General features: G+C 36.1%; 19 protein-coding genes. 3 read left to right on the top strand and 16 right to left on the bottom strand.

Features of this window, described 5'->3' with window-relative positions; genetic code table 11:
• Nucleotides 1–289 precede the first annotated feature (289 nt).
• Nucleotides 290–1,102 carry a CPBP family intramembrane metalloprotease gene (locus J0L69_10825; GenBank protein MBN8693681.1) on the bottom strand — a complete coding sequence of 271 codons (813 nt, stop codon included), beginning with the start codon at nucleotides 1,100–1,102 and terminating at the stop codon, nucleotides 290–292.
• 1,194 nt (nucleotides 1,103–2,296) lie between these two features.
• On the opposite strand from J0L69_10825, the gene J0L69_10820 reads away from it, so the two are divergent.
• From J0L69_10820 to J0L69_10810, 3 genes are all read left to right on the top strand, one after another.
• Entirely contained in the window at nucleotides 2,297–3,064 is a 768-nt protein-coding gene (locus J0L69_10820) for a hypothetical protein (protein ID MBN8693680.1), read from the top strand.
• Nucleotides 3,065–3,109: 45 nt separating this feature from the next.
• Nucleotides 3,110–3,421 carry a hypothetical protein gene (locus J0L69_10815; GenBank protein MBN8693679.1) on the top strand — a complete coding sequence of 104 codons (312 nt, stop codon included), beginning with the start codon at nucleotides 3,110–3,112 and terminating at the stop codon, nucleotides 3,419–3,421.
• A gap of 391 nt (nucleotides 3,422–3,812) precedes the next feature.
• Complete coding sequence (locus tag J0L69_10810; GenBank protein MBN8693678.1) at nucleotides 3,813–4,217, top strand: hypothetical protein; 405 nt, start codon at nucleotides 3,813–3,815, stop codon at nucleotides 4,215–4,217.
• A 348-nt stretch (nucleotides 4,218–4,565) separates the two neighbouring features.
• On the opposite strand, the gene J0L69_10805 is transcribed toward J0L69_10810, so the two are convergent.
• The 15 genes from J0L69_10805 to pruA all read right to left on the bottom strand — a co-directional run bounded on the left by J0L69_10805 (nucleotide 4,566) and on the right by pruA (nucleotide 20,489).
• A complete protein-coding gene (locus J0L69_10805) occupies nucleotides 4,566–5,018 on the bottom strand; it encodes a hypothetical protein (protein MBN8693677.1) in 453 nt (150 codons plus the stop codon).
• A 58-nt stretch (nucleotides 5,019–5,076) separates the two neighbouring features.
• Nucleotides 5,077–6,294 carry a hypothetical protein gene (locus J0L69_10800; GenBank protein ID MBN8693676.1) on the bottom strand — a complete coding sequence of 406 codons (1,218 nt, stop codon included), beginning with the start codon at nucleotides 6,292–6,294 and terminating at the stop codon, nucleotides 5,077–5,079.
• Nucleotides 6,295–6,297: 3 nt separating this feature from the next.
• Entirely contained in the window at nucleotides 6,298–7,305 is a 1,008-nt protein-coding gene (gene gwsS / locus J0L69_10795) for a grasp-with-spasm system SPASM domain peptide maturase (protein ID MBN8693675.1), read from the bottom strand.
• 187 nt (nucleotides 7,306–7,492) lie between these two features.
• Nucleotides 7,493–8,494, bottom strand: coding sequence for a grasp-with-spasm system ATP-grasp peptide maturase (gene gwsG, locus J0L69_10790; protein MBN8693674.1), 1,002 nt, complete (start codon nucleotides 8,492–8,494; stop codon nucleotides 7,493–7,495).
• 60 nt (nucleotides 8,495–8,554) lie between these two features.
• Nucleotides 8,555–8,815 carry a hypothetical protein gene (locus J0L69_10785; GenBank protein ID MBN8693673.1) on the bottom strand — a complete coding sequence of 87 codons (261 nt, stop codon included), beginning with the start codon at nucleotides 8,813–8,815 and terminating at the stop codon, nucleotides 8,555–8,557.
• Between the two features lie 30 nt (nucleotides 8,816–8,845).
• Nucleotides 8,846–9,649: a hypothetical protein gene (locus tag J0L69_10780; GenBank protein ID MBN8693672.1), complete on the bottom strand. Its 804-nt coding sequence runs from the start codon at nucleotides 9,647–9,649 to the stop codon at nucleotides 8,846–8,848.
• A gap of 833 nt (nucleotides 9,650–10,482) precedes the next feature.
• The gene (locus J0L69_10775; protein MBN8693671.1) at nucleotides 10,483–10,863 is read right to left on the bottom strand and encodes a hypothetical protein; all 381 of its coding nucleotides are present in this window, start codon (nucleotides 10,861–10,863) and stop codon (nucleotides 10,483–10,485) included.
• A gap of 335 nt (nucleotides 10,864–11,198) precedes the next feature.
• Nucleotides 11,199–11,660, bottom strand: a complete 462-nt coding sequence (locus tag J0L69_10770; GenBank protein MBN8693670.1) for a hypothetical protein — start codon at nucleotides 11,658–11,660, stop codon at nucleotides 11,199–11,201.
• A gap of 221 nt (nucleotides 11,661–11,881) precedes the next feature.
• Nucleotides 11,882–12,430 carry a hypothetical protein gene (locus J0L69_10765; protein MBN8693669.1) on the bottom strand — a complete coding sequence of 183 codons (549 nt, stop codon included), beginning with the start codon at nucleotides 12,428–12,430 and terminating at the stop codon, nucleotides 11,882–11,884.
• A 138-nt stretch (nucleotides 12,431–12,568) separates the two neighbouring features.
• On the bottom strand, nucleotides 12,569–13,096 hold the full coding sequence (locus J0L69_10760; protein MBN8693668.1) for an ORF6N domain-containing protein: 528 nt from the start codon (nucleotides 13,094–13,096) through the stop codon (nucleotides 12,569–12,571).
• A gap of 132 nt (nucleotides 13,097–13,228) precedes the next feature.
• Nucleotides 13,229–14,248 (bottom strand): site-specific integrase, encoded by a 1,020-nt coding sequence (locus J0L69_10755; protein ID MBN8693667.1) that lies wholly within the window; start codon nucleotides 14,246–14,248, stop codon nucleotides 13,229–13,231.
• Nucleotides 14,249–14,897: 649 nt separating this feature from the next.
• Complete coding sequence (gene gap, locus J0L69_10750) at nucleotides 14,898–15,899, bottom strand: type I glyceraldehyde-3-phosphate dehydrogenase (GenBank protein ID MBN8693666.1); 1,002 nt, start codon at nucleotides 15,897–15,899, stop codon at nucleotides 14,898–14,900.
• Nucleotides 15,892–16,821 carry a hypothetical protein gene (locus J0L69_10745; protein ID MBN8693665.1) on the bottom strand — a complete coding sequence of 310 codons (930 nt, stop codon included), beginning with the start codon at nucleotides 16,819–16,821 and terminating at the stop codon, nucleotides 15,892–15,894. The genes gap and J0L69_10745 overlap by 8 nt, the downstream gene beginning before the upstream one ends.
• 33 nt (nucleotides 16,822–16,854) lie before the next feature.
• A complete protein-coding gene (locus J0L69_10740) occupies nucleotides 16,855–18,816 on the bottom strand; it encodes a tetratricopeptide repeat protein (GenBank protein ID MBN8693664.1) in 1,962 nt (653 codons plus the stop codon).
• A 41-nt stretch (nucleotides 18,817–18,857) separates the two neighbouring features.
• Nucleotides 18,858–20,489: an L-glutamate gamma-semialdehyde dehydrogenase gene (pruA, locus tag J0L69_10735; GenBank protein MBN8693663.1), complete on the bottom strand. Its 1,632-nt coding sequence runs from the start codon at nucleotides 20,487–20,489 to the stop codon at nucleotides 18,858–18,860.
• Between the last annotated feature and the right edge of the window lie 89 nt (nucleotides 20,490–20,578).

The raw sequence follows: 20,578 nt of genomic DNA, 5'->3' as shown, positions 1-20,578 counted from the left end.
ATGGCACAAATATAAACAAAGTTTAAGACGTCAATGTCGAGTTGCGAAAAATAATTAACAAGACCAACGAAGTGTTAGTTTTTTTGTCGGGCGTTTAATGCTTGTACATTTACAATGACCGCTAACGTTTTGCAAGCAAGAGTAGGCGGGCTTTCGAAGCTTCACCTGTCTTAACCGACAAAAGGTATTTTAAAGATACCTACTTTATTAGTGAGCCGCAAACAAATTGTCTACCGCTTTAATTGCGCGCGAACGATGACCGAGTCTACCCGCTTACTTTTGCTTGCTGTTATGGGCTGGTGTTCTTCTCTCGTTCATTTGTCGCTAAATTTTTTGGTTTAAAGATAATGATTGTCAATATTCCCCAAACTGTGATTAAAAATCCCATATAGTTCACAATGTTCTTGTCGGCAAGGTCTGCGGTAAATGCGATGTCTATAGTTGAGTGAAAAACAGCACAAATTAAAATACTTGCTTTGGATGAGTTGTAAAGCCAAGTCAATAAAATACTTCCTGTCAATAGGCTAAATGTCCAACCGAATATTCCTGCGAAGTCCATCGACGTGTAACCAGGTCTGTAAAAGAAAAGTGGCCAATGCCAAACAGCCCAAAATATTGTCAAAATAATACTTGATGTCAAAGCATTAAACCTGTCTTGAAACCTTGGCAATGCAAAACCTCGCCAACCAACTTCTTCACCAAAGCCGAAGAAGATTAAGTTGTAAATAAAAAATGTCAATAAGTTGAATTGTGGGAACTCTTTGCAACTAAGCAGTCCTGAGAGGTTAAATGGCGATTTGTCAATAAAGAAATTTATGATTGTCGCAATGAAAGCAAGTATGAACGGACTTAACAATGCAACTGTTAAATAAAGTAGTGGTCTCACCTGAAAACACTTTTTTAAAAGAAGTTTTACTCCTTGTCTTCTTTGATAAATCCAAGTTGTCAAGAACGAGGCGAATAACGGTCCAAGACCACCAAGAGCGTGGTGATAAGGTAAAGTCGGCAAATTAGTCAACCCAAAAGTGTGTCCGTATAACGGAAGCCAAATTGTCCAACTAATTAAATATGCAAGTCCGAAATATGTTAGAAGTTGTTTCATTTCTTTTAATCGGTGTCGTCACATACACTTGCCCATAACGGTTTCCGGCTTGGCTTCAGTGCGGCTTTTGGAACCTTCCTGTGTCTATACCGAAAATGGTTATATAAAGATACTAAACTTTCTGTTACCTCGTCTGCCCGCATTGAGCCAAGGTGGTGTTATAACCCAGTGGCGGCCACACAGAAGTTTCCCCATGTGTCTATGAAACACGTCCGCTTATTACTTAGGAAAAATGGTTGTTTATAGCTGTCAATTGTCCCGTTACGCAAGTCAAACCGAAAATTCTTTTCCGGCCTTTGTCCACCCATGTTTGTTTATTGCACTTGTACTTGTTATTGCGTGCGATGGCAAAAAGCGGTTTTGTCAAACCGCCCGTTCTTTAGCACCTCACGCATGGGGCAGGAAAAAATGCAAGCTTATGTGACGCCAACTAAAGTTTCTACCATTAAAAAACAAGCGGCACATGTGCTTGCATTTTGTGCGAGGGCTTACACGCAGCATACAGGTGTCTGCATACATTGTACTTTAGCACCCTAACGCAATGGCGCCAATTTAAACTAATTGGCGTCCGTTTAAAAAAAGTCCGCCGAAGGCGTATCGTTATAAGTGCGTGGGAAAATACACTGTGCACAAGCAAGAATACTCTGAGCAGTTAGCAGAATACTCCGTACATAAAGAATAACACACAGCGCACAAACAAAAACACTACGTGCATTTGAGAGTTTACTACGTGCATAAAGAAAAATACTTGGTGCATAAGAAAAAATACTGCGAGCAGTTGAAAGAATACAGCGCACATAAAGCAAAACACTCCGTACATAAGAAAAAACACTCGGTAAAGTTACAAGAACACTGTTTGTACTTTCATTTTTACAGAAACAACTTAAAATAATACTGCACGCTAATATGATTTAGATAACCACTTATTAGAAAACTGCCTTTGTTTAACGTTCATTCACAAAAAAATTGTATCCTTTGGCATAAGAAGTGCGTTACAATTAGTAATTACAAAAAGAAAGGAAGGTAAAAATGGAGCCTCAACAAAACATAGGTATATTTTTATAAGCTACCAACATTTGGTCGCGTATAGTGGGGTTTTTCTTTTCCGATACTATTCCTCATGCAAAAGTTCCGATTATAATCGGGATTTAGAATCGGGCAAAATCAAAAAATAAACAATAAAAAAATATAATTATGGCATCAATTAGTGAAATTGGCCACGCTAAGAATATAGCCAATTTTGAAGATCTTATAAGCTTTTGCGTCGGATACGGCGTAACTTATAATCCAATTCTTAACGCAATTAAGGTAGCGAACATGAATACCTTAAAAACAAACGCAAGCAACTCGTTAACGTCAGCAATAATAGCGCACACCGCCTTTAAAAATGCGACTAACAATAGAGAACTTGCATTCGAACCAGTGAAAAAGTTAATCACCAAAGTTATGGCCGCTTTAAAAGCAAGTGGCGCAAGCGACCTGACTGTAAGTGATGCGTTAACGATAAATCACAAAATACAAGGTAAGCGCGGTAAACTTACCAAAGCAGATGCAGGGAAGAATGCGAATAAAATTGCTCCGCAAGACCCACCAGTTGAAGTACCAGAAGAACCAAAACAAATAAGCGTGTCTCAACAAAGTTATGACAGCATGATTGAACACTTAGAAAAGCTCATCAATCTTTTAAGTTCAATTCCTGCTTATAACCCGAATGAGAACGAACTGAAAGTTTCTTCACTGAATACTTTACTTACAAGTTTAAAAGCAGCGAACACCGCAGTGATTAACGCTTACACAACATGGAGTAACGCAAGGATAGTGAGAAATGATTTGTTGTATAAGAAAACCACCGGACTAATTGACGTTGCTTTAGAATGTAAAAACTATGTGAAGTCAATTTATGGAGCAACCAGTTCGCAGTACAAGCAAGTGAGTAAATTAAAGTTCAGAAAAATGAAGTAAGCAATGGGGGCGGGGCAACCCGCTCCTCTTTAAAAACTAAATAAGATGAAAGCAAATGAAATAATTAAAATGCTCATTATTGATACAATGTCAATAATGAGTAAAAAAGATAAAGTTGCATTAATAGATGCGATTGCAGCGAGCGCGAAACTTTCAAAAGCAGATGCAGGAAGAATTGCAAGAGGATTTACAGATGAAGAGCTGATAAATATTTACTTCGGCACAAGCAAAACAAAAGTGATAGATGCGATTGCTAGTGGTGCAAAACTTACAAAAGCTGATGCCGGACGTGTTGTTGTAGTAATTGTTGAATTACTTAATAGCAGATTGAAAGGCGCTATTGGCGAGAGTGCATAATCAATCAACTTGTATCTGATTATGAATTAAATCAAAAAAGGGATTAACTAGGTTAATCCCTTTTTAGCGATTCATTTAGTTTGGGCAATTTAATGAACCACCAAAAGGTAATTGAGTGCATTTGTTGTTCATCGCTCCATAAATAAGTAATACAACGCTTACTCCTAAAAGTACTCCTACTATGATATTTTCTGTTTTCATAATACAAAAATATATTGATGTTTCGTAATATCAGCTAAAAAATAGTGAATGAATATAAATTATTGAGGGAATTGTAGTTTCTGGCGAGGGAATAAATAATTATTTGATAAGAAATTTTATTTTGTAATTGATTGAAGATTAAAAAGCATTATGTTTGTAAATAATAATGAAGTTCGTAATAATAATAATCTTGGCTCTGGCTGTATTGTCTTGTAGTGAAAGCAACGAAATCACTTATGAAGAGGATCAGTTAAAGAGTCTTACTGAAATCAATCAATTTATTTTGCCTGATTCTCTTAAAAATTTAGATACCAATCTACTAATTGCTGCATTTTATGAAATACATCCAAAAAAGGCTTGCGTAGTTCTATTATACACAGACTCTACAGAAATAGAGGCAAAGAAAATCAGTTATTTTAACGATTCAATTTTTAGTGTTGATTACCTTGTTAAAGAAAACTATAACACGTTTGCCTTTAAAGACGATAGAAAACAAACATATATGGTCAGTAATGACAAAGTATCTTGGACATTTTATAATGGTAATTCAGCAATGACAGCGGATTATAAACGTGTAGATGTAAAGAACCGTTAGGGATTGAACGGAAATCCTTTTGCCTGACTCTTGCAAAAGATTGGAGAGAAAGCCCGACCCGAAGGGGAACGGCAAATTTATTTTACTGGATAACACACTGGAAACTTACGTCTGTGTTTTTAAGTTCGCTCTCGATTTCTTTACACTTTTCTTTTGCTTTCTTTTTAGTCTCTTTTATGGAACTTGATGTTTCTTTTAAAGGCGTTGAACAAACACAATTGTATTCTTTTTTACAACTCGCTACAATAAAGAAAGATATTATTAATAACACTTGTATTGTGATTTTTATTAATTTCATTTTATTTAAATAAAGTATATATTACCACTAAACTTTAACCGCTCTACAGTTTATTCGTTTTTTTTCAAATTTCCGATTGATGTTTCGAAGTCTCTTTTACAGATAACAGCTTCTTGTCCGCATTTGGCAGGAGTATATTTTGGCAATAAACCAACTACACGTTTTGCTTCTGCTTTAAGTTCTTCGTCATTTGTAGGGAAAGCTAACTTAAAAAATTCGCATTTACCGTCTTTAGTAATGAGCCAAATGAATTTTAATTTTAGGTTGTCATCATAATTTTTATTTGGGACTTTAAACGTAGAAAGAAAAAAGTTTCTGTCATTGAAGTTAGTGTCTAAAGGCTCAGGATAACTGGATATGTCAATATATAAGTTTTTGCCAGTTTCGGCGTCGTAAACCAACTTGCACTTAATTTTGTCTGCGGATTTGCTTTTTTGACCGTAGGCTGTTGCGAAGGTTAATGCTATTAAGATTAAAAATAGAAATTGTAAATTTTTTGTCATATGATATTTACTGTATGTGCGTTATAAAGATGCGAACAATTATTTATTTTAATAAAATTTATTTGGCTATTGTTAATGTTTGTTGTAAACCTTGTTTGTTTTGAATAAGTATTTTGTAGTTCTTCTTAGGTATCAATGCTAGTGCTATAGAATCATTAGTACTTTTGATTTCTATTACATCTATTGGAGTGGCAACTTCAACGTTTTCCTCTAAGAAGAAGGCTTTTGCTATAACAGGATAAGAAATTTTGATTTTTTTATTTATAAGCTCTGACTTATACTTTGTAAAAAGCCATTCTGGTCTACCATATTTCAAACATGTCCTTGGGTGAAATACGTAGACATCAGCTAACTGCTTATCTATTATGAGCGAAGAGGAGGCTAGTTTTGGTTTAACAACCATAGATTTACTAGCTTTTATTATTTTAAATAAAGGATTTTCGTTTTTGTGATAGAAGGTTTCTGTTAATGATACTTGATTTACAGTTAACGGATCAATGCCTGTAATTTCTTTTAATCTACCGGCCATCGCTTTACCCCATGTGCCAATGTTTTCGCCCTCAAGAATATGTGAATATCCACAATGTATAACAATTCTCGCTTTTGGATTTTCTTTAAGAATTTTCGCAATATTAGTGGCTTGATCGATTTCACGTTGTGCATCATTTGTAACAATGTTTGGTTCGTATGGGAATACTTTATATCCATTACTTAAGGCTTGTCGAATCAGGTTGGAATATTGAGGTTCAACACTGTAATATCCTGAATTAATTAATGGATATCCTCGTGAATTTATGTTACTGTCAGCTAAAGTCAAAGTTTCTGCACCGAAATAATTAAAGCCGATCTTGCACAATTTTTCTATTAGTAACATTGTAAAAAATCGATGGTATGAAACATGATGCGCTTCATTAATAATGATCACCTGTCGGTTTTGAGCCTCTTTTGTAATGTAGTCTAAAGCAGGAATTAATATTAAACTTGAAGTATCAAAATTAACCGGATTATTGGCTGGTTTGTTATTATTTTTTTCATAAAACTCCAAAGCTTTAAAATATAGACCGATGTTAGAGTATAGATATGAAACCATCTCTTTATCACCAGTACTGTCATATAAGGCTCGTATTTCATCTGAAAACTCATATTGCAACCATTGTAAATGTGAATTGTGAGTTTCTGCATTTTGAACAATTGATCTTACATTTTGATTTTTAGATTCATTTGAACAGGAGTTGAAAAAGAAAATAGATATAAAAATTAAAAGTCGAAATTTCATGATTTAAGACAAATTATGGAATGAGGGTGAATAGGGATCGTAGCTACATTTAAAGGGTTTCTCGTAAACGTCATTTAGAAAAGCTCTACAATCACTACAGATATATCTAAACTCACATACCTTACAGATGTTTATATCGTCTTTTTTAATAGACCATAATTCTTTGAAGCCAGTGGTGTTTAAAGCCTGCTCAAGTGATAGTTCAATTACACTACCAAACGTTTTTTCTAAGCTAGGGCAGTTTGTTATATCACCATTTGCTTTGATAGATATTTTTTTATATAAACAAGTATTGTTTTTTATACCATGCAGATAGAAAGGAAGATTTATTTTAAAGTCCTCTTTAGATATATTGCCGCAGCAAGAAGATGATGTGATTATTTGAGTTGTAAATATTAAATTGGATGCGCCAATCGTCTTACAGTTGTCAATATCGGCCGAATGAATAACGAGAGTTTCTATAATTGGATATTTTTTCAAAATTGCCTCAAATGCGTTTGACGTTTCTAATTGTGAATGGCAGACAATTAATTCGACATTCCTAATTCTAGTTAAATTGAGCTTACTTAAAAAAATTTCTATTTTTTCGAGTGAAAAGTGAGAGTAAGTTCGCAATTCAATTGTTTGGCAGCCCAATATAGTTAGAGATTCAAATATATTGTCAATGTATTTTAAATTACAATCTGATAATTCAATAATACAATCAAGAATTTCATAAGGTGAATTAAATTGTGTGTTTATCTTCGGAAATCTATCAGGATTTTCACAATAGTGGCCAAGGTTGAGTTCAATTAGCTGGTTGAATAATATTTCTAATTCGACTTCATTTATATTGCGGTAATAATCTAGTATTTTAAAAATAGGCATAGTTTCACATGAGGCAAGAACGTCAACAATGTCATTTGATATAAATAAATAGGATCCTCTTTGTAAATCACATATTATAGAACGTACTGCGCCTTTTACAGGAATGCAATTAGAAAATAGCGTAAAATAAAAGTTTGTGTTCATTTACGGTCAATTATTTTACTAGTTTTTCTAAAGTTAGATATGCAAATAAATTCAGAACTTTTATAAAATTCGTTATTTGTAATTCTTGCTTTTATGTGATTGCTGTTATCTGATAAATCAACTTTAGTTAGTTTTTGCCACCTTAATGGCAGTTGTAATTTTGCGTTTTTAGGTATTAGTTCGTCTTTCATGAGCAAAGAAATTGTGCAATTTCATAATTAATATTATAGTTACAGCATTCCGCAACCATACCAAATTGGCCATCAGAATTTATTTCCAGAAAGTAGTATTTTTTATCCAAGCCCTTAATAAGGTCAACAGATCCGGATAATAATTTTAAGTCGGAGAAAAGATTTATTAACTGTTTTTCAATCACTAAGGGCAGAGAGTATGGTACAGTACGATTTGGGTTTTGAAAATTATATTTACGGCAATCTACTTTTGTTTTATCATCTATTTGAGAAAAAATAGCCATACTATAAACCTTGGTTTCTAAAATAAAACAACGTATTTCATATTCTTTTTCGATATACTCTTGAAAGAAGGACAAATAGAATTTATCTGGGAAATTGCTAATATCTTCTTCAGTTATTAACTCTGTATATGTTGTATATAAGTTAGAACCTAAGTCATAGTTAAAAGTTATACTTAAATCTTTAAGAATAATTTTTTTATTGTACTTCTCAAAGAATTTATTTAAAGATGTTTTTTCAGTAGTTAGTATGAATTCAGGTATTTCTAAATTGTGTTTTTTTGCTAATAATAGATTATTAAGTTTATTGCCGTGTTTCTTATTATCTGAGCCTAAAAATTTCACACAACGAATATTGGAAAGAATAAAATTTTCAATAACTGAAAGATCACGAGTTAATTGTGATATGATATGTGCAACTAAGTCAGCGCTTACAGAGTTATCGAAAGATCTTTTTGTTTCAATGAGCGAAGAATAATCAGACCACCTTCTTAACCAGATTGAATAAAACGAACCAGTCATACCAGTGTTACTAATTAATTCTCCGACATCGTTTATAGAAAAAGTAATACCATGTGACTTAAAATCTTCAATTGAATCACCATTTAATCTTTCAGGCCTATTTCCATTTAGTATCAGCCAATCAATAACGTCTTCTGTCGAAATATCAGCTGTGCTTTTACTGATAATTAAAATTCTTTTATGATTTTTGATCACCAGTAATAAATTTTAAATTTAACAAGCCAAATAAAGTAGGAAGTTGCGTTAGTTATTGGTTTAATATGTAGGTGCAGCTAAAAGACCCCCGCCACCAGAAGGTTCAGAATAGTCGTTTGTGCATTTAAGGGAATAAACCGTTTGACCACCCACAACTTGAGTTACTATAGAATGAGTACAAGTATATTTTTCTTTACCAAGAGGGCCAGGTGTAGACCCATCACCTAACGGAGATGGAGTAATCATTGAAATTCCTAAAAATGAAATGCCATTAGAGTTTAAAATTAAACTCTGAAATCTTATGTCTCTATTATTTTTCATAAATCTATATTTTTTAATTTTTTAATTATTTTAAACATTTCTCCAATCCGAGCCCTCTGCAACTAAATCGTACGCGTCTGCTCTTTCAGTTGAAGCTAAAATGCTTGACCCTGCAGGAATACAAAGACCTCCCTGCGCAAGTATTTGAAATGAGAACGATTGAGAAGTAGCATTTTGTACTTTTGGTGGAATAAAAAGTTCATAAAAAAGTACTGGAGTAGAACCCGCCATACCACTAAAAAATAGCCTCACAATCCCCGAGTTTACAGTTTGCTGAGCTTTAATAGTGAGAGAAGAAATGAGACTGCCATTGAAAGATGAGGAAGCGCCTGTATAAATTTCTCTCAAAGCACCTGTCCCATCTAAATTAGGATTTGCTGTATTAATTGTACCAGAACCAGAGCGAGCTATGTACTCAACAGAATTACCGATAAAAGTTGTTGTCGTTGATAAAGTGATATCGAACGCTTCAGCAATAATATTAAATGTATTTGCTCTTTCTGTTGATACTTGAAGCGTTTCACCTGATTCAAGTGTATAATTCAAGTGAATAATGTTACTGTAACTTAAATCTCTTCCTGACCTTCTAGTTGCAGGAATTGTCGTTTCAAATAATAGTGAAATAGACCCAGATGGTCGCAAAACAAAGAACCGAAGCATACCATGAGCAGTATCGGTTTGTGCTTTAATAAATAAAGATTTGACATAAGTTCCATTTGATGATCCTGTAATAACACTACCAAGAGCACCAGTACCATTTAGATTGGGATTTGCCGTTGAAATTGTGGTCATGCCCAATTTTGCCGTGTAAAGATATTCTACTGACGAAGCCATAAAAAAAATTTTTGTGCCTACTCTTTGATAAAGCTTTTCGGCTACCGCTTATTAGAAAAATTAAAGAAGAGCTGAAGAAAAATTAGAAGGGAATTCCTAAACAAATATAGTCCATATTTTCACATGACAATGAAAAAAATTTATTTTTGATCAAAAATTATATTAAAAATGCACTAACAAGTTTTAAACAAAAAAATACCGCAAGCGCACTTTATGGGCGGAGCCACGTGCACAAAAGCGGGGCTGTCGCCCCGCACCATATTTTGTGTGTTTGCGCGAGGTGATTTGGAATTTTGGAGCGCAGCGGAAAGATTACAAATGACCGCAGCTTGGGTTAGCCAAAATGGTTTTGCAAAAACCACAAAAGTGCGTTGGGCTGTCGCGATAGCTGCACTAGCGGGCGTGTCCGCCCGAAGAGCGAAAGAAAAGCAATAACAAGTACACCTGTCTATTTACCTAAAATGTGTCTATGGAACATTAAAGCTGTCCTTAAAGGCCGGACGAAAAGTTTTTTGTCTACCGTAAAGTTGTCTACGGAGCGAAAGTCCGCCGCCATTGGTTATAACGTTCCGCGTGCAGCCGACGTTAATGTTTTGCGGCTACCGGAACGTTTACTTAAAGATACAAATAAAAATTTTACCTCCGTCCCAATGTTAGTTGCTAGGCGCCGGCAATAAATTTGTCAGCCCGCAGCCGCGCGCCGACTGCCGCAAACATTAATGTGTCCGTGCGTGAGAGTAGCGAAGGCTTGTGCGTCGCTGTCCGCAGGTGACGGCTGCACGCTGTTATAGGTTGTTGGGCGACATAAAGGTCGATACGTTTTGTCAATTAGTCTACCAGTCAAGCTTAAAAGTGCCTATACGTCCTCTAGTCGCACCTTTGTTAATCCCTAAAGAAGAATGATAAATATTCAAGGCATCACAGTCTTCAAATGCGGTGAACTCTTTTATTTTGTGTTTTATTCCGATTCGATTAAGAATGTCTTCAAGTTGAGATTTGTCAGAGTCGATTGTAAAATTTGGTAGTACAATTTCACCGTCATAGATTTTATTTTTGTTTTGGTCAAAGTGCGAACCACTTTTAAATAATTTGTATTTTATAATTTGTCCTTTAACTTTTATACTATCGTAAGCAATATCCTTGCATGATTGTCCAAATAAATTTGTAGAAAGAAGTAAGGTGAGTTTAAGTATGAAGATTAGTCTGAATGCCATTCGTTATCAATTTTGTCCGCCCAATTACCTATAACGTTTTGCAGCTACTTGCAGTTTTTTGCTATGTCAAGTTACGCATTTGAGCGCTAACCCGCAAAAAATTGCAAGTAGGTGCTGTTATAACTTGGCCGCCGCACATAGTTTTTCTGTCTATGTCCGCTTGCACATAGTCACCTTATTTAATATTTAAGAGAAAGAAAAATTATTTCTTCTTCTTGCCAACTTGTCCGCCTTTGCTGAATTTTTCAACGCGAGACTTGTTAACTGTCGGCAATTTACTAGAAGTACTCTTTGTTGAGTTTGTCGACGATTTACCTTTTGATTGTTTAGCCATTTTATATGTTATTAAAATATGTACAAAGTCCGAAAAAGATTGCAACAAATGCCTGAATTACCAATGCCCAATTTAATCGACTTCTTAGTCTTTCGAGTTTTGGTGCGTTGTCTTTAAAGGAGTCGAGGTTGTATGAAATGTCGTGAAGAAAAAAATCGTTTTCTGTCTTGTTTTCATCTTCAATGAGTTCTTTGATTAATACCGTGTCCATGCCTCTGCTGATCGGGTTTGTTATTAGCGCATAAATAAGAATTGCAAGAAAGATAAGGCTAAACAATATGGGAACAGCAAGAATTAGATTGATTGTCTGACTAAGTTTTTCGAGCGAAGAAAAAATTAAAGTCAGTAAAGCAAGAGTAAAACCTATTACTGCCAAAATTCTGTCACGAAGCACGTTGAATTCAGATGTCTGCTCGTTGAGCTTTCTTTCTACACGAGCTGCTATGTCTTTGGCGTCGTCCATTTTTTTAGTCTGCCTGTCCCGGCGGCTTAGTTATAACGTTCCCCGGATTTACGCTGTGCGGTTTATTGCCGTCAACTGTCTATACCCGAAAAACTATATTTAAAGATAAATGTTTTTTAGCGAAAGCCGCAACAAATATTCTGTCTGCGTAGCAGGCTTTGCGGCTGAAGCGATAACCCGTGTCCGCCCGCATAGCGTAAATGTGGTGTTAGTGGCTGGCTTTAAAATTGTGATAGTAACTCGTCTTCGTTGTCAGGTTTGCCATATGCATCCGCCTCAGTTAAATGTCCGTCGTTGTCGCTAACCCTTGTTAATTTTTTACCTTGTCTGAATACTAATTGTATGCCATGCTCTTCTTCCCATGTGCAACCGCCTGAAAGAACAATATAAATGTCTTTGTCGTTGTATGGTCGGCGAGTAACATATATTTCAGTTATGTCTATATTTTGCCAAATATCGTCACGGTTGTTGATTTGAACTACGGAAAACCCACTGTCGTTCGCAACACCAACAAAGTCTTGATAATTTTTGTATACATAACTTGAAATCTCTTTTTTATAATTTAAATCTAATTCTAAAAAATATTTCAAAGCTTTGTCCGCTTCGTGAATAAAGGTTGCATCATGGTCAGGCTGAAAGTCCATGAAAGTAATTGGGAACTTTTCGTTGTCTAAAAATGGAATTGCAATTGGTGAGCTTGTCCACCAGTCCTCAAATTGGTCGCTTTGTCTTAATTGACCAATAATTTTAGAAGATATTTCTTTGCTCATTAATTTCTGTCAAGCTTGCCACTAACTTGTTTATAGGGGAATTTTTACTTCTCTAAGCCGACGTATTTGGTAGGCTTGGGGTAGTTTACCTGCCCTATCGTTAATGCTAATTTAGTCATTTTTTCTCAATTTTATATCCTATTTAAATCCTATACGTCTTTTTGGCTTTCTTTTTTCCTTCTTCTGAGTTAACTCATCAATATAACTAAATACAAGCTCAATATTCTTATCCTGATTGCTCACCTTTTCTTTGATTCTTTCCATGTCACGACGCAATTCCTCATAACTAATATTGAACTTACGCAATTTTACAAATAATTCAATGATTTGAATACTTACATTGATAGCTCGTTCACTCTTTAACACGTTAGCTAGCATTAATACGCCATGTTCGGTAAACGCATAAGGTAAATGGCCACCCAGATGCTTAACGGATGGTATCGCATTTTGCGATACCATGATTTCTGTCTCTACATTAGTCAGCTGAAACATGAAGTGTTCCGGAAACCGAATAGCATTACGCTTCACCTGTTCACGCATACGAAAGGGCTTAACATTATATAATATGGCAAGATCTTTGTCAAGCATTATTTTTTCTTCCCTCAGTAAATAAATTTTGTTTAATACTACTTCATCCGGTAATATTCCATCTTTCTTCTCTTTCATATATTCTAATTGTATTTTGAATATCTTTCAATTTTAAGGTATCACATTTTGTGACACCTTAGATATATCTTTCTATTTTGATATTGAGTTCTGCTTTTACAATCCTTCAAGGTGTCGCATCTTGCGACGCCCTTATAAAGTATCAAATGGCGAAACAATTTTTTGAATGCTCTTATTACTTACGTGTGTATATATTTCAGTAGTTTTACTGCTGCTATGTCCTAATATTTCCTGTATATAACGCAAATCGGTACCGTTCTCCAATAAATGGGTGGCAAAACTATGACGCAGCCAATGTAAACTTACCGGTTTATTGATGTTGCTTTTAATTAGTGCTTGTTTTAGTACAAGGGCGAGGCTCCGTTCGTCATATTGACCTTTGCCGCCTTGCCCTTCAAACAACCATTCTTTCGGTTTATAGGCCTTGAAATATTCGCGCAACAAATCCAATACTTTTGGAGAGAGAGGAGCTATTCTGTCTTTGCGTCCTTTACCTTGCCGCACAATTACTAATCCTCTTTTAGAGTCAATGTCTTTTAAACGCAAATTCAATAACTCGTTCCGGCGCAATCCGCAACTGTAAATCAGAGAAAGCATGGCTTTGTGTTTAATGTTGCCGTGCGCTTCTAATATCATTTTGACTTCTTCTTTACTTAATACATTGGGTAAAGCTTTGGGGCGTTTCGGACGATGAATTAATTCCGGATTTAATTTCTTATTCTCTATGGTACTGAAAAATAATTTTATCGCATTGATGATTTGATTCTGAAATGATGAAGATAGTTTATTGTGTAAAATATAGTCGTTATTAAATAAAATCAAATCCTCATTACTTATTTCGTAAATACTTTTGTCTCTGTAATAGCGTAAGAAAATTAAAAGGGCATCACAATAAGTAAGGATAGTATTGTCGCTGTAACGCCGCGAACGCATCCATTGTTTGAAGAGTTTTATTTTTACGGAAGTTTCTGAACTTATTTCGTTGTGCAAAATCGTTTTTGAATGTTTTTCCGCAGGCGGATTTTTAATGAATAATACCTCATCCACTAACGGGTTTTCTTTTAAGTCTCGGTAGTTTAAATAGGCACGGCCTTTTAGATGTTTAAATAAATCGCTTATTGATTTTTCATAATGTACCACATACCAACACATGTGTGTCTTACTCCACCGGACCCCGGGAATTTCTTTAATGAGAATATTCAGATTTTCATCCCGCTCAAAAACAATTTTTACGCACGCCTTATCGCGATGCAACATCTTACTTAATGTTACTTCTTTCATTTTTTGTAAAAATAAATTTTAAAAAACACCCTTCTTAATCAGCGCCGCCGGATCACCTTCAGAAAACATCCTGCAGTAATAAATGTAAAATTAGAAAATGAAAATGAATGTTGTTGCTATAAAACGTAGCACGATGTGTACAATTTGTTCGCTACGGAGAGATACGGGCAGGCCCGCCTGACCTACATTAATTTTTTGGGGTGAAGAAATTGAATTTGTAATGGAATGTTTGTTCAATGGTAGTCGGGCAGGCGTGTTTGAGCCCGTGGTGCTAAAGCTAATGAGGTACGAATTATGCTTTAGCATAACCACGGCGAGTAGCGACAGCCCGGCCGCCCGCCAAAAAAAAACCACCGTTGTTACGATGGCTTTAGTTTTTTATTTGATTGTGGCTGTTATTTCAAATTGTTCATTTTAATAATCAAATCAACGAGCCTGTTACTGTATCCCCATTCATTATCGTACCTTGCCAGCGTAAAGAAAATGTGCAGTGCACATTTTTAGCGCCCGGCAATGGCTGTTATTTCAAATTGTTCATTTTAATAATCAAATCAACGAGCCTGTTACTGTATCCCCATTCATTATCGTACCACCCAATTATCTTCACCAAATTTCCAACGATACTTGTAAAATCTGCATCAAACACGGCACTATAAGGATTGCCAATTACATCAACGGATACAATAGGATCTTCGGTGTATTGCAAAATGCCTTTTAAATCAGTCTCTGCTGCTTTTTTATAGGCTGCATTTATTTCTTTTACAGTCGGAATTTTTGTGAGTACACAGGTAATATCAGTTAAGGAGCCATCGGGCACAGGTACACGCATACCACATCCTCCAATTTTTCCTTCTAAATGCGGAAATATTTTGGTGATGGCTTTGGCTGCGCCTGTTGATGTGGGAATGATACTCATGGCGGCTGCTCTGGCTCTTCTTAAATCTTTGTGCGGCGCGTCGTGTATACGTTGATCGCCGGTATAAGAATGCACGGTGCTGATATAGGCTTCTTCAATGGTGAATTGCTCTAACACTTTTAACATGGGCGCAGCACAGTTAGTGGTGCACGACGCGTTGGAAATAATGACATCGTCTTTGGTTAACAAATGATCGTTTACACCAAGCACTACTGTTTTTATGTCGTCGTCTTTGGCGGGAGCCGATAGAATAACTTTTTTTGCGCCCGCATCTAAATGCAGTTGCGCGCTTTTCTTATCTAAAAAATGTCCGGTGCTTTCCATTACAAAGTCAACGCCCAAGGCTTTCCATGGTAAGTTTTTTGGATCTTTCTCGGCGGTGATTTTAATTTTTTTACCGTTTACAATGAGGTGGTGCTCGTCGTAACTCACTTCGCCTAAAAAGGCGCGGTGCACACTGTCGTATTTTAATAAATGCGCGAGTGTTTTGGCATCGGTTAAATCGTTGATGGCTACAATTTCAAATTCAGGTACGTTATTGGCGATCCTGAAAAAACAACGGCCTATACGACCAAAGCCGTTTATGGCTACTTTAATTTTATTCATCGAGTTTATAATATTTAACGAGTCTTCCGTCTATAGGAAAACGCTTGTCTGTTTTTAAATCGTAAAAGAACCAATCATCATCCAAAATTACTAAACGATCGTTCTTTAAGTAATATAACCATTCAACTTTTAACGTTTTTTCTTTACCAGTGCTTAAATCATGCGATACATAGGCGTTCTCCGATTCAAATAAACGGTAAATGGCAAAGTTTTTACCCATGGCATGAATGTGCTTGGCACTGGTGTGAATTTTTGTTCCTTTATAATTATAAGCATCGTCGCTGCCGTTAAATTTAATGCCGGCGGTGCAACAATAAATGACGGAGTCGTAGGTATTGATGCTGATTTTGGAATATTGCTGCTGTATCACATACTCGCCTTTGTCATTTACTATGCCTACTAATGTTTGTCCGTTTTTCGGGTCTTTGGTTTCTACACTGTAAAATCCCGGAACTTTGGTGAAATTAATGTTGTCGTAAGCTATATTTAAAATGCTTTTTCCTTTTTTACTGACTAAATATTTTTTGCCATTAATGGTGGCAGCAAAGGCGTTTTTGTCGTGCAGGTAAAGTTGTGGGGTTTGTTTGCTAACCGTTATATCAGATGTTGAATCGGTCTCAGATTTTTTGACGTAAATTTTTTCGTTTTTGTGAGTGATGTAAAAGAAGTTCCACTCGTATTTTATTTCTTTGGTGAGCGGATTGATGCTTTTCTTGTTCAGATTTATGTTTCCTACTAAGGCTATTTGTCCGCTTTGATCAAATCCATACGTGGAATCATACTGCGGTTCTATGACTATACTTTCGCCTTTTTTGAAACCCCATTTTTTGTTTTGCTTGAAGGCAGTTAAACTTTGCGCGCCTGCCTGAACTTGTATAACAGCGTATAGTAAAATGATAATATGTAGCTTTAAGCCACGCATGTTTTGCTTTTACATAAAGGTAGTGAAATTTGCTTAGATTTTGATGCCTAAGAGAAGGATGTCGTCTACTTGTTCCTGGTCGCTCATCCATTTGTCGATAAACTCTGTGTAGTACTGACGTTGTTCATTCATGTTGTGATGTTGCTGCGCCAGTAAAAGTTTTTTGAGTGATTTGGAGGTTAATTTTTTAGCGAGCTCTCCGCCAAATTGATCGGCATAACCGTCGGTAAACAAATAAAGTGAATCGCCTGTTTGAAGTTCCAACGTGTGTTCTTCAAATTGCTGTTCGTCTTCTGTAAAACCGGCAATGGCATGTTTGGTGGCTTTGGTTTCTTCTATTTCGCGAATGCCTTTTCTGATAATCCACAACGGACGGTTCGCACCTGCATATTTTACGGTAGCGCCATTGTTATGAAGTTGCATTTGAATGAGAGCAATGTCCATGCCATCACGCGCTACTTGATTGCTGTCTTGTTGCAAGGATGCTTTTACAAATAAATTCAGATAGTTTAAAATTTTAGCAGGTGAATCGCTTTCAGCAACTGCTTTATCCAGTTTTTCTTTTCCAATTAAACTCATAAACGCACCGGGTACGCCATGTCCGGTGCAATCGGCCACTGCTAATAAGAAACAGTTTTGTTTTAGCGGATGCGGATAAAACCAAAAGAAGTCGCCACTCACAATGTCTTTCGGACGATACAAAATAAAATAATCGTTCAGGTATTTTTTAATGATGCTTTCGGCCGGTAATAAACTGGCTTGTATGCGACGGGCATAGTTAATACTGTCGGTGATTTCTTTGTTTTTTTGTTCAATGATGATGTTTTTACGCGCTAAATCAATGGCGTTCTTTTTGTTGATGCGGTAACTGCGATATACAAAGAAGATGAGTAAAATAACAAGGAGTAAAACCACTACAACACTTAAAATAAATAATCTTTGTTTTTTGATTTCGCTTTGCTGTGTTTTTAGTTTTTCTTCCTGCAATAGTAACTCCGCGTCTTTTTTTCCGCTCTCGTACTGTGCTGACAGTTCAGATATTTGTTTGTTGATTTCTTGGGTGGACAAAGAGTCGTTTACGCCTACATAACGCAAACGATACTGCGCGGAGAGTTTATAATCGCCTAAATTATAATAGCAATCACTCAAGCCTTCTAATCCGTTTTTATAAAAATCGCCGGCACCAATGCTATAGGCTAATTCAGTCCCTTCTTTTATGTATTGTAAGGCTTCGGCGTTCTTTTTTAATCCGATCAATACATTTCCAATGTTAATAGAAGCGCCCGCGGTTCCTTTTTTGTCTTTGATCTCTTTACGAATGTTTAAGGCGAGTTTTAAATAGTTTAATGCTAAATCGTAATCTTTCTTTTTCTTATAAACCAATCCTAAGTTGTTATAAGTAGAGGCAAGTAATTTTTTGTCGCCTAAGTTTAAACGAATTTCCAATGCTTTTTTGTGATAGAGCAGGGCAGAGTCGAGTACGTTTTCGTTTTTGTACATGGTGCCAAGCAAATTGCACATCTCACTCACGTCTTCTTCTAATCCCACGGCATGGTAGGCATCGAGCGCGTGACGATAATGTTTCTTGGCGAAGTCTTTATTTTTTAAATCTTTGTAGGCATTCCCCAATCGGTTATGTATAAGCGCGCTTAACTTCTGATTTTTTTCTTGTTCGGCAATCGGAAGGGCTTTGAAAAAATGACCGATGGCTTCATTTAGTTTTTCTTGCTTGTAATAAATGTAACCCAAATAATAAAAGCCTTGCGCTCTGCTGATGGCTGTGTTTTCTTTGTTGACGATAGAGGCAATTTTATTTTCGATGTATTCGTAATCAGTGTTTTTTAATAATACATTTTTGGTAGCGTCGTATAAGGCGTTAAGTTTTCCTTTGGTGGTTTTACAAGTGTCAATAATAGAATTAATGCTGTCAGAGTTAATCTGAGCACTTACACTTAATGTTAAGCTGAAAATGATATATAGAATAAATTTCTTCATAAATAAAAGAGCCTCCTGAAATTCAGAGGCTCTTTTTAATTTTAATCAGCTTGTAAAAACGGATAACGGTAATCTACCGGTGGAACAAATGTTTCTTTAATTGTTCTCGGACTTACCCAACGTAATAAATTGATTTTCGCGCCGGCTTTATCGTTAGTTCCGCTACCGCGCGCTCCACCAAATGGTTGTTGTCCAACTACAGCGCCTGTACATTTATCATTAATGTAGAAGTTACCCGCACTGTTTTGTAATGTTTTGGTTGCTAATTCAATTGCATAACGGTCGTTGGCAATAATAGAGCCTGTTAATGCGTAAATGGAAGTTGAATCAACTAATTCTAATGTTTCTTTATATCTGTTTTCGTTGTAAACGTAAACGGTTAATACCGGTCCGAATAATTCTTCGCACATGGTAATGTATTTCGGATTTTTCGCTTTCAGAACTGTAGGCTGAATGAAATAACCTTTGCTCTTATCACATTTACCGCCGAATACAACTTCTACATTTTTATCTTTTTTCGCGTCTGAAATGTATTTAGATAATTTATCAAAGCTTTTTTCGTCAATCACCGCATTGATAAAATTGGTGAAATCTTCGGTACCACCCATTTTCATGGATTTTAAATCGGCTACCATGTATTTCTTTACGTCTTCCCATAAATTGGAAGGAATGTAAGCGCGTGATGCCGCCGAACATTTTTGTCCTTGATATTCGAAAGCACCGCGAGTTAAAGCAACGGCTACTTCTTTTGCATCCGCCGATTTATGCGCCATGATGAAATCTTTTCCGCCTGTTTCGCCCACAATACGTGGATAAGAGCGGTATTTGTGAATATTATTTCCAATGGTTTGCCAAATGCTTTGGAAAACTTCGGTGCTTCCTGTAAAATGTATACCTGCAAAATCTTTGTGATTAAAAATCACATCCGCTGCATCCGGTCCGCTAGGGTAAATTAAATTAATAACGCCATCCGGTACGCCTGCTTTTTTGAAAACTTCCATTAATACATTGGCACTGTATACTTGTGTATTACTTGGTTTCCAAACTACCACGTTGCCCATCATGGCGCAACTGGTTGGAAGATTTCCTGCAATGGCAGTAAAGTTGAATGGTGTTAAAGCGTAAATGAATCCTTCGAGCGGACGCCATTCTAAGCGATTCCATACTCCGGGTGAAGAAATGGGTTGCTCCGCGTAAATCTCCGTCATGTAACTTACGTTGAAGCGAAGGAAATCGATGATTTCACAAGCACTGTCAATCTCCGCCTGAAAGGCGTTTTTACTTTGACCAAGCATGGTGGCTGCGTTTAATTTGGCACGGTAAGGACCTGCAATTAATTCGGCGGCTTTTAAGAAAATGGAAGCACGTTGCTCCCAACTTAAATTAGCCCATTTTTCTTTAGCGGCTAAAGCTGCTGTGATGGCTTGTTCAATGTGTTTTTTATCACTTTTATAAAAATAACCTAAGGTGTGTTTGTGATCGTGCGGAGGAGCAATGCGAACTTTGTTATTGCTTTTTACTTCTTTTCCGCCAATGTACATCGGAATTTCGATTTGTTTGCTGCGCATGGTTTTAAGCATGGCTTGCAATTCTTTTCTTTCCGGACTTCCTGATGCATATTGCTTTACCGGTTCGTTAACCGGAGTTGGCACTTTGTAAATTCCTTTAGGCATAATTTAAATGATAAATTAAGAGTTATGATTTGTGAATGTATTTTGCAGATACAAAATTATACAATTAAAATATTTGGATGTGTGACTAA

Source organism: Bacteroidota bacterium (assembly GCA_017303905.1).
In the GTDB taxonomy this organism is placed as follows: Bacteria; Bacteroidota; Bacteroidia; order B-17B0; family Aurantibacillaceae; genus JAHEYG01.
This window is presented reverse-complemented; position numbering and strand designations above follow the sequence as displayed.

Coding starts and splice junctions, on each gene's coding strand:
- J0L69_10825 (MBN8693681.1), bottom strand. CDS start 1,102: ATGAAACAACTTCTAACATATTTCGGACTTGCATATTTAATTAGTTGG.
- J0L69_10820 (MBN8693680.1), top strand. CDS start 2,297: ATGGCATCAATTAGTGAAATTGGCCACGCTAAGAATATAGCCAATTTT.
- J0L69_10815 (MBN8693679.1), top strand. CDS start 3,110: ATGAAAGCAAATGAAATAATTAAAATGCTCATTATTGATACAATGTCA.
- J0L69_10805 (MBN8693677.1), bottom strand. CDS start 5,018: ATGACAAAAAATTTACAATTTCTATTTTTAATCTTAATAGCATTAACC.
- J0L69_10800 (MBN8693676.1), bottom strand. CDS start 6,294: ATGAAATTTCGACTTTTAATTTTTATATCTATTTTCTTTTTCAACTCC.
- gwsS (MBN8693675.1), bottom strand. CDS start 7,305: ATGAACACAAACTTTTATTTTACGCTATTTTCTAATTGCATTCCTGTA.
- J0L69_10785 (MBN8693673.1), bottom strand. CDS start 8,815: ATGAAAAATAATAGAGACATAAGATTTCAGAGTTTAATTTTAAACTCT.
- J0L69_10780 (MBN8693672.1), bottom strand. CDS start 9,649: ATGGCTTCGTCAGTAGAATATCTTTACACGGCAAAATTGGGCATGACC.
- J0L69_10775 (MBN8693671.1), bottom strand. CDS start 10,863: ATGGCATTCAGACTAATCTTCATACTTAAACTCACCTTACTTCTTTCT.
- J0L69_10770 (MBN8693670.1), bottom strand. CDS start 11,660: ATGGACGACGCCAAAGACATAGCAGCTCGTGTAGAAAGAAAGCTCAAC.
- J0L69_10765 (MBN8693669.1), bottom strand. CDS start 12,430: ATGAGCAAAGAAATATCTTCTAAAATTATTGGTCAATTAAGACAAAGC.
- J0L69_10760 (MBN8693668.1), bottom strand. CDS start 13,096: ATGAAAGAGAAGAAAGATGGAATATTACCGGATGAAGTAGTATTAAAC.
- J0L69_10755 (MBN8693667.1), bottom strand. CDS start 14,248: ATGTGTTGGTATGTGGTACATTATGAAAAATCAATAAGCGATTTATTT.
- gap (MBN8693666.1), bottom strand. CDS start 15,899: ATGAATAAAATTAAAGTAGCCATAAACGGCTTTGGTCGTATAGGCCGT.
- J0L69_10745 (MBN8693665.1), bottom strand. CDS start 16,821: ATGCGTGGCTTAAAGCTACATATTATCATTTTACTATACGCTGTTATA.
- J0L69_10740 (MBN8693664.1), bottom strand. CDS start 18,816: ATGAAGAAATTTATTCTATATATCATTTTCAGCTTAACATTAAGTGTA.
- pruA (MBN8693663.1), bottom strand. CDS start 20,489: ATGCCTAAAGGAATTTACAAAGTGCCAACTCCGGTTAACGAACCGGTA.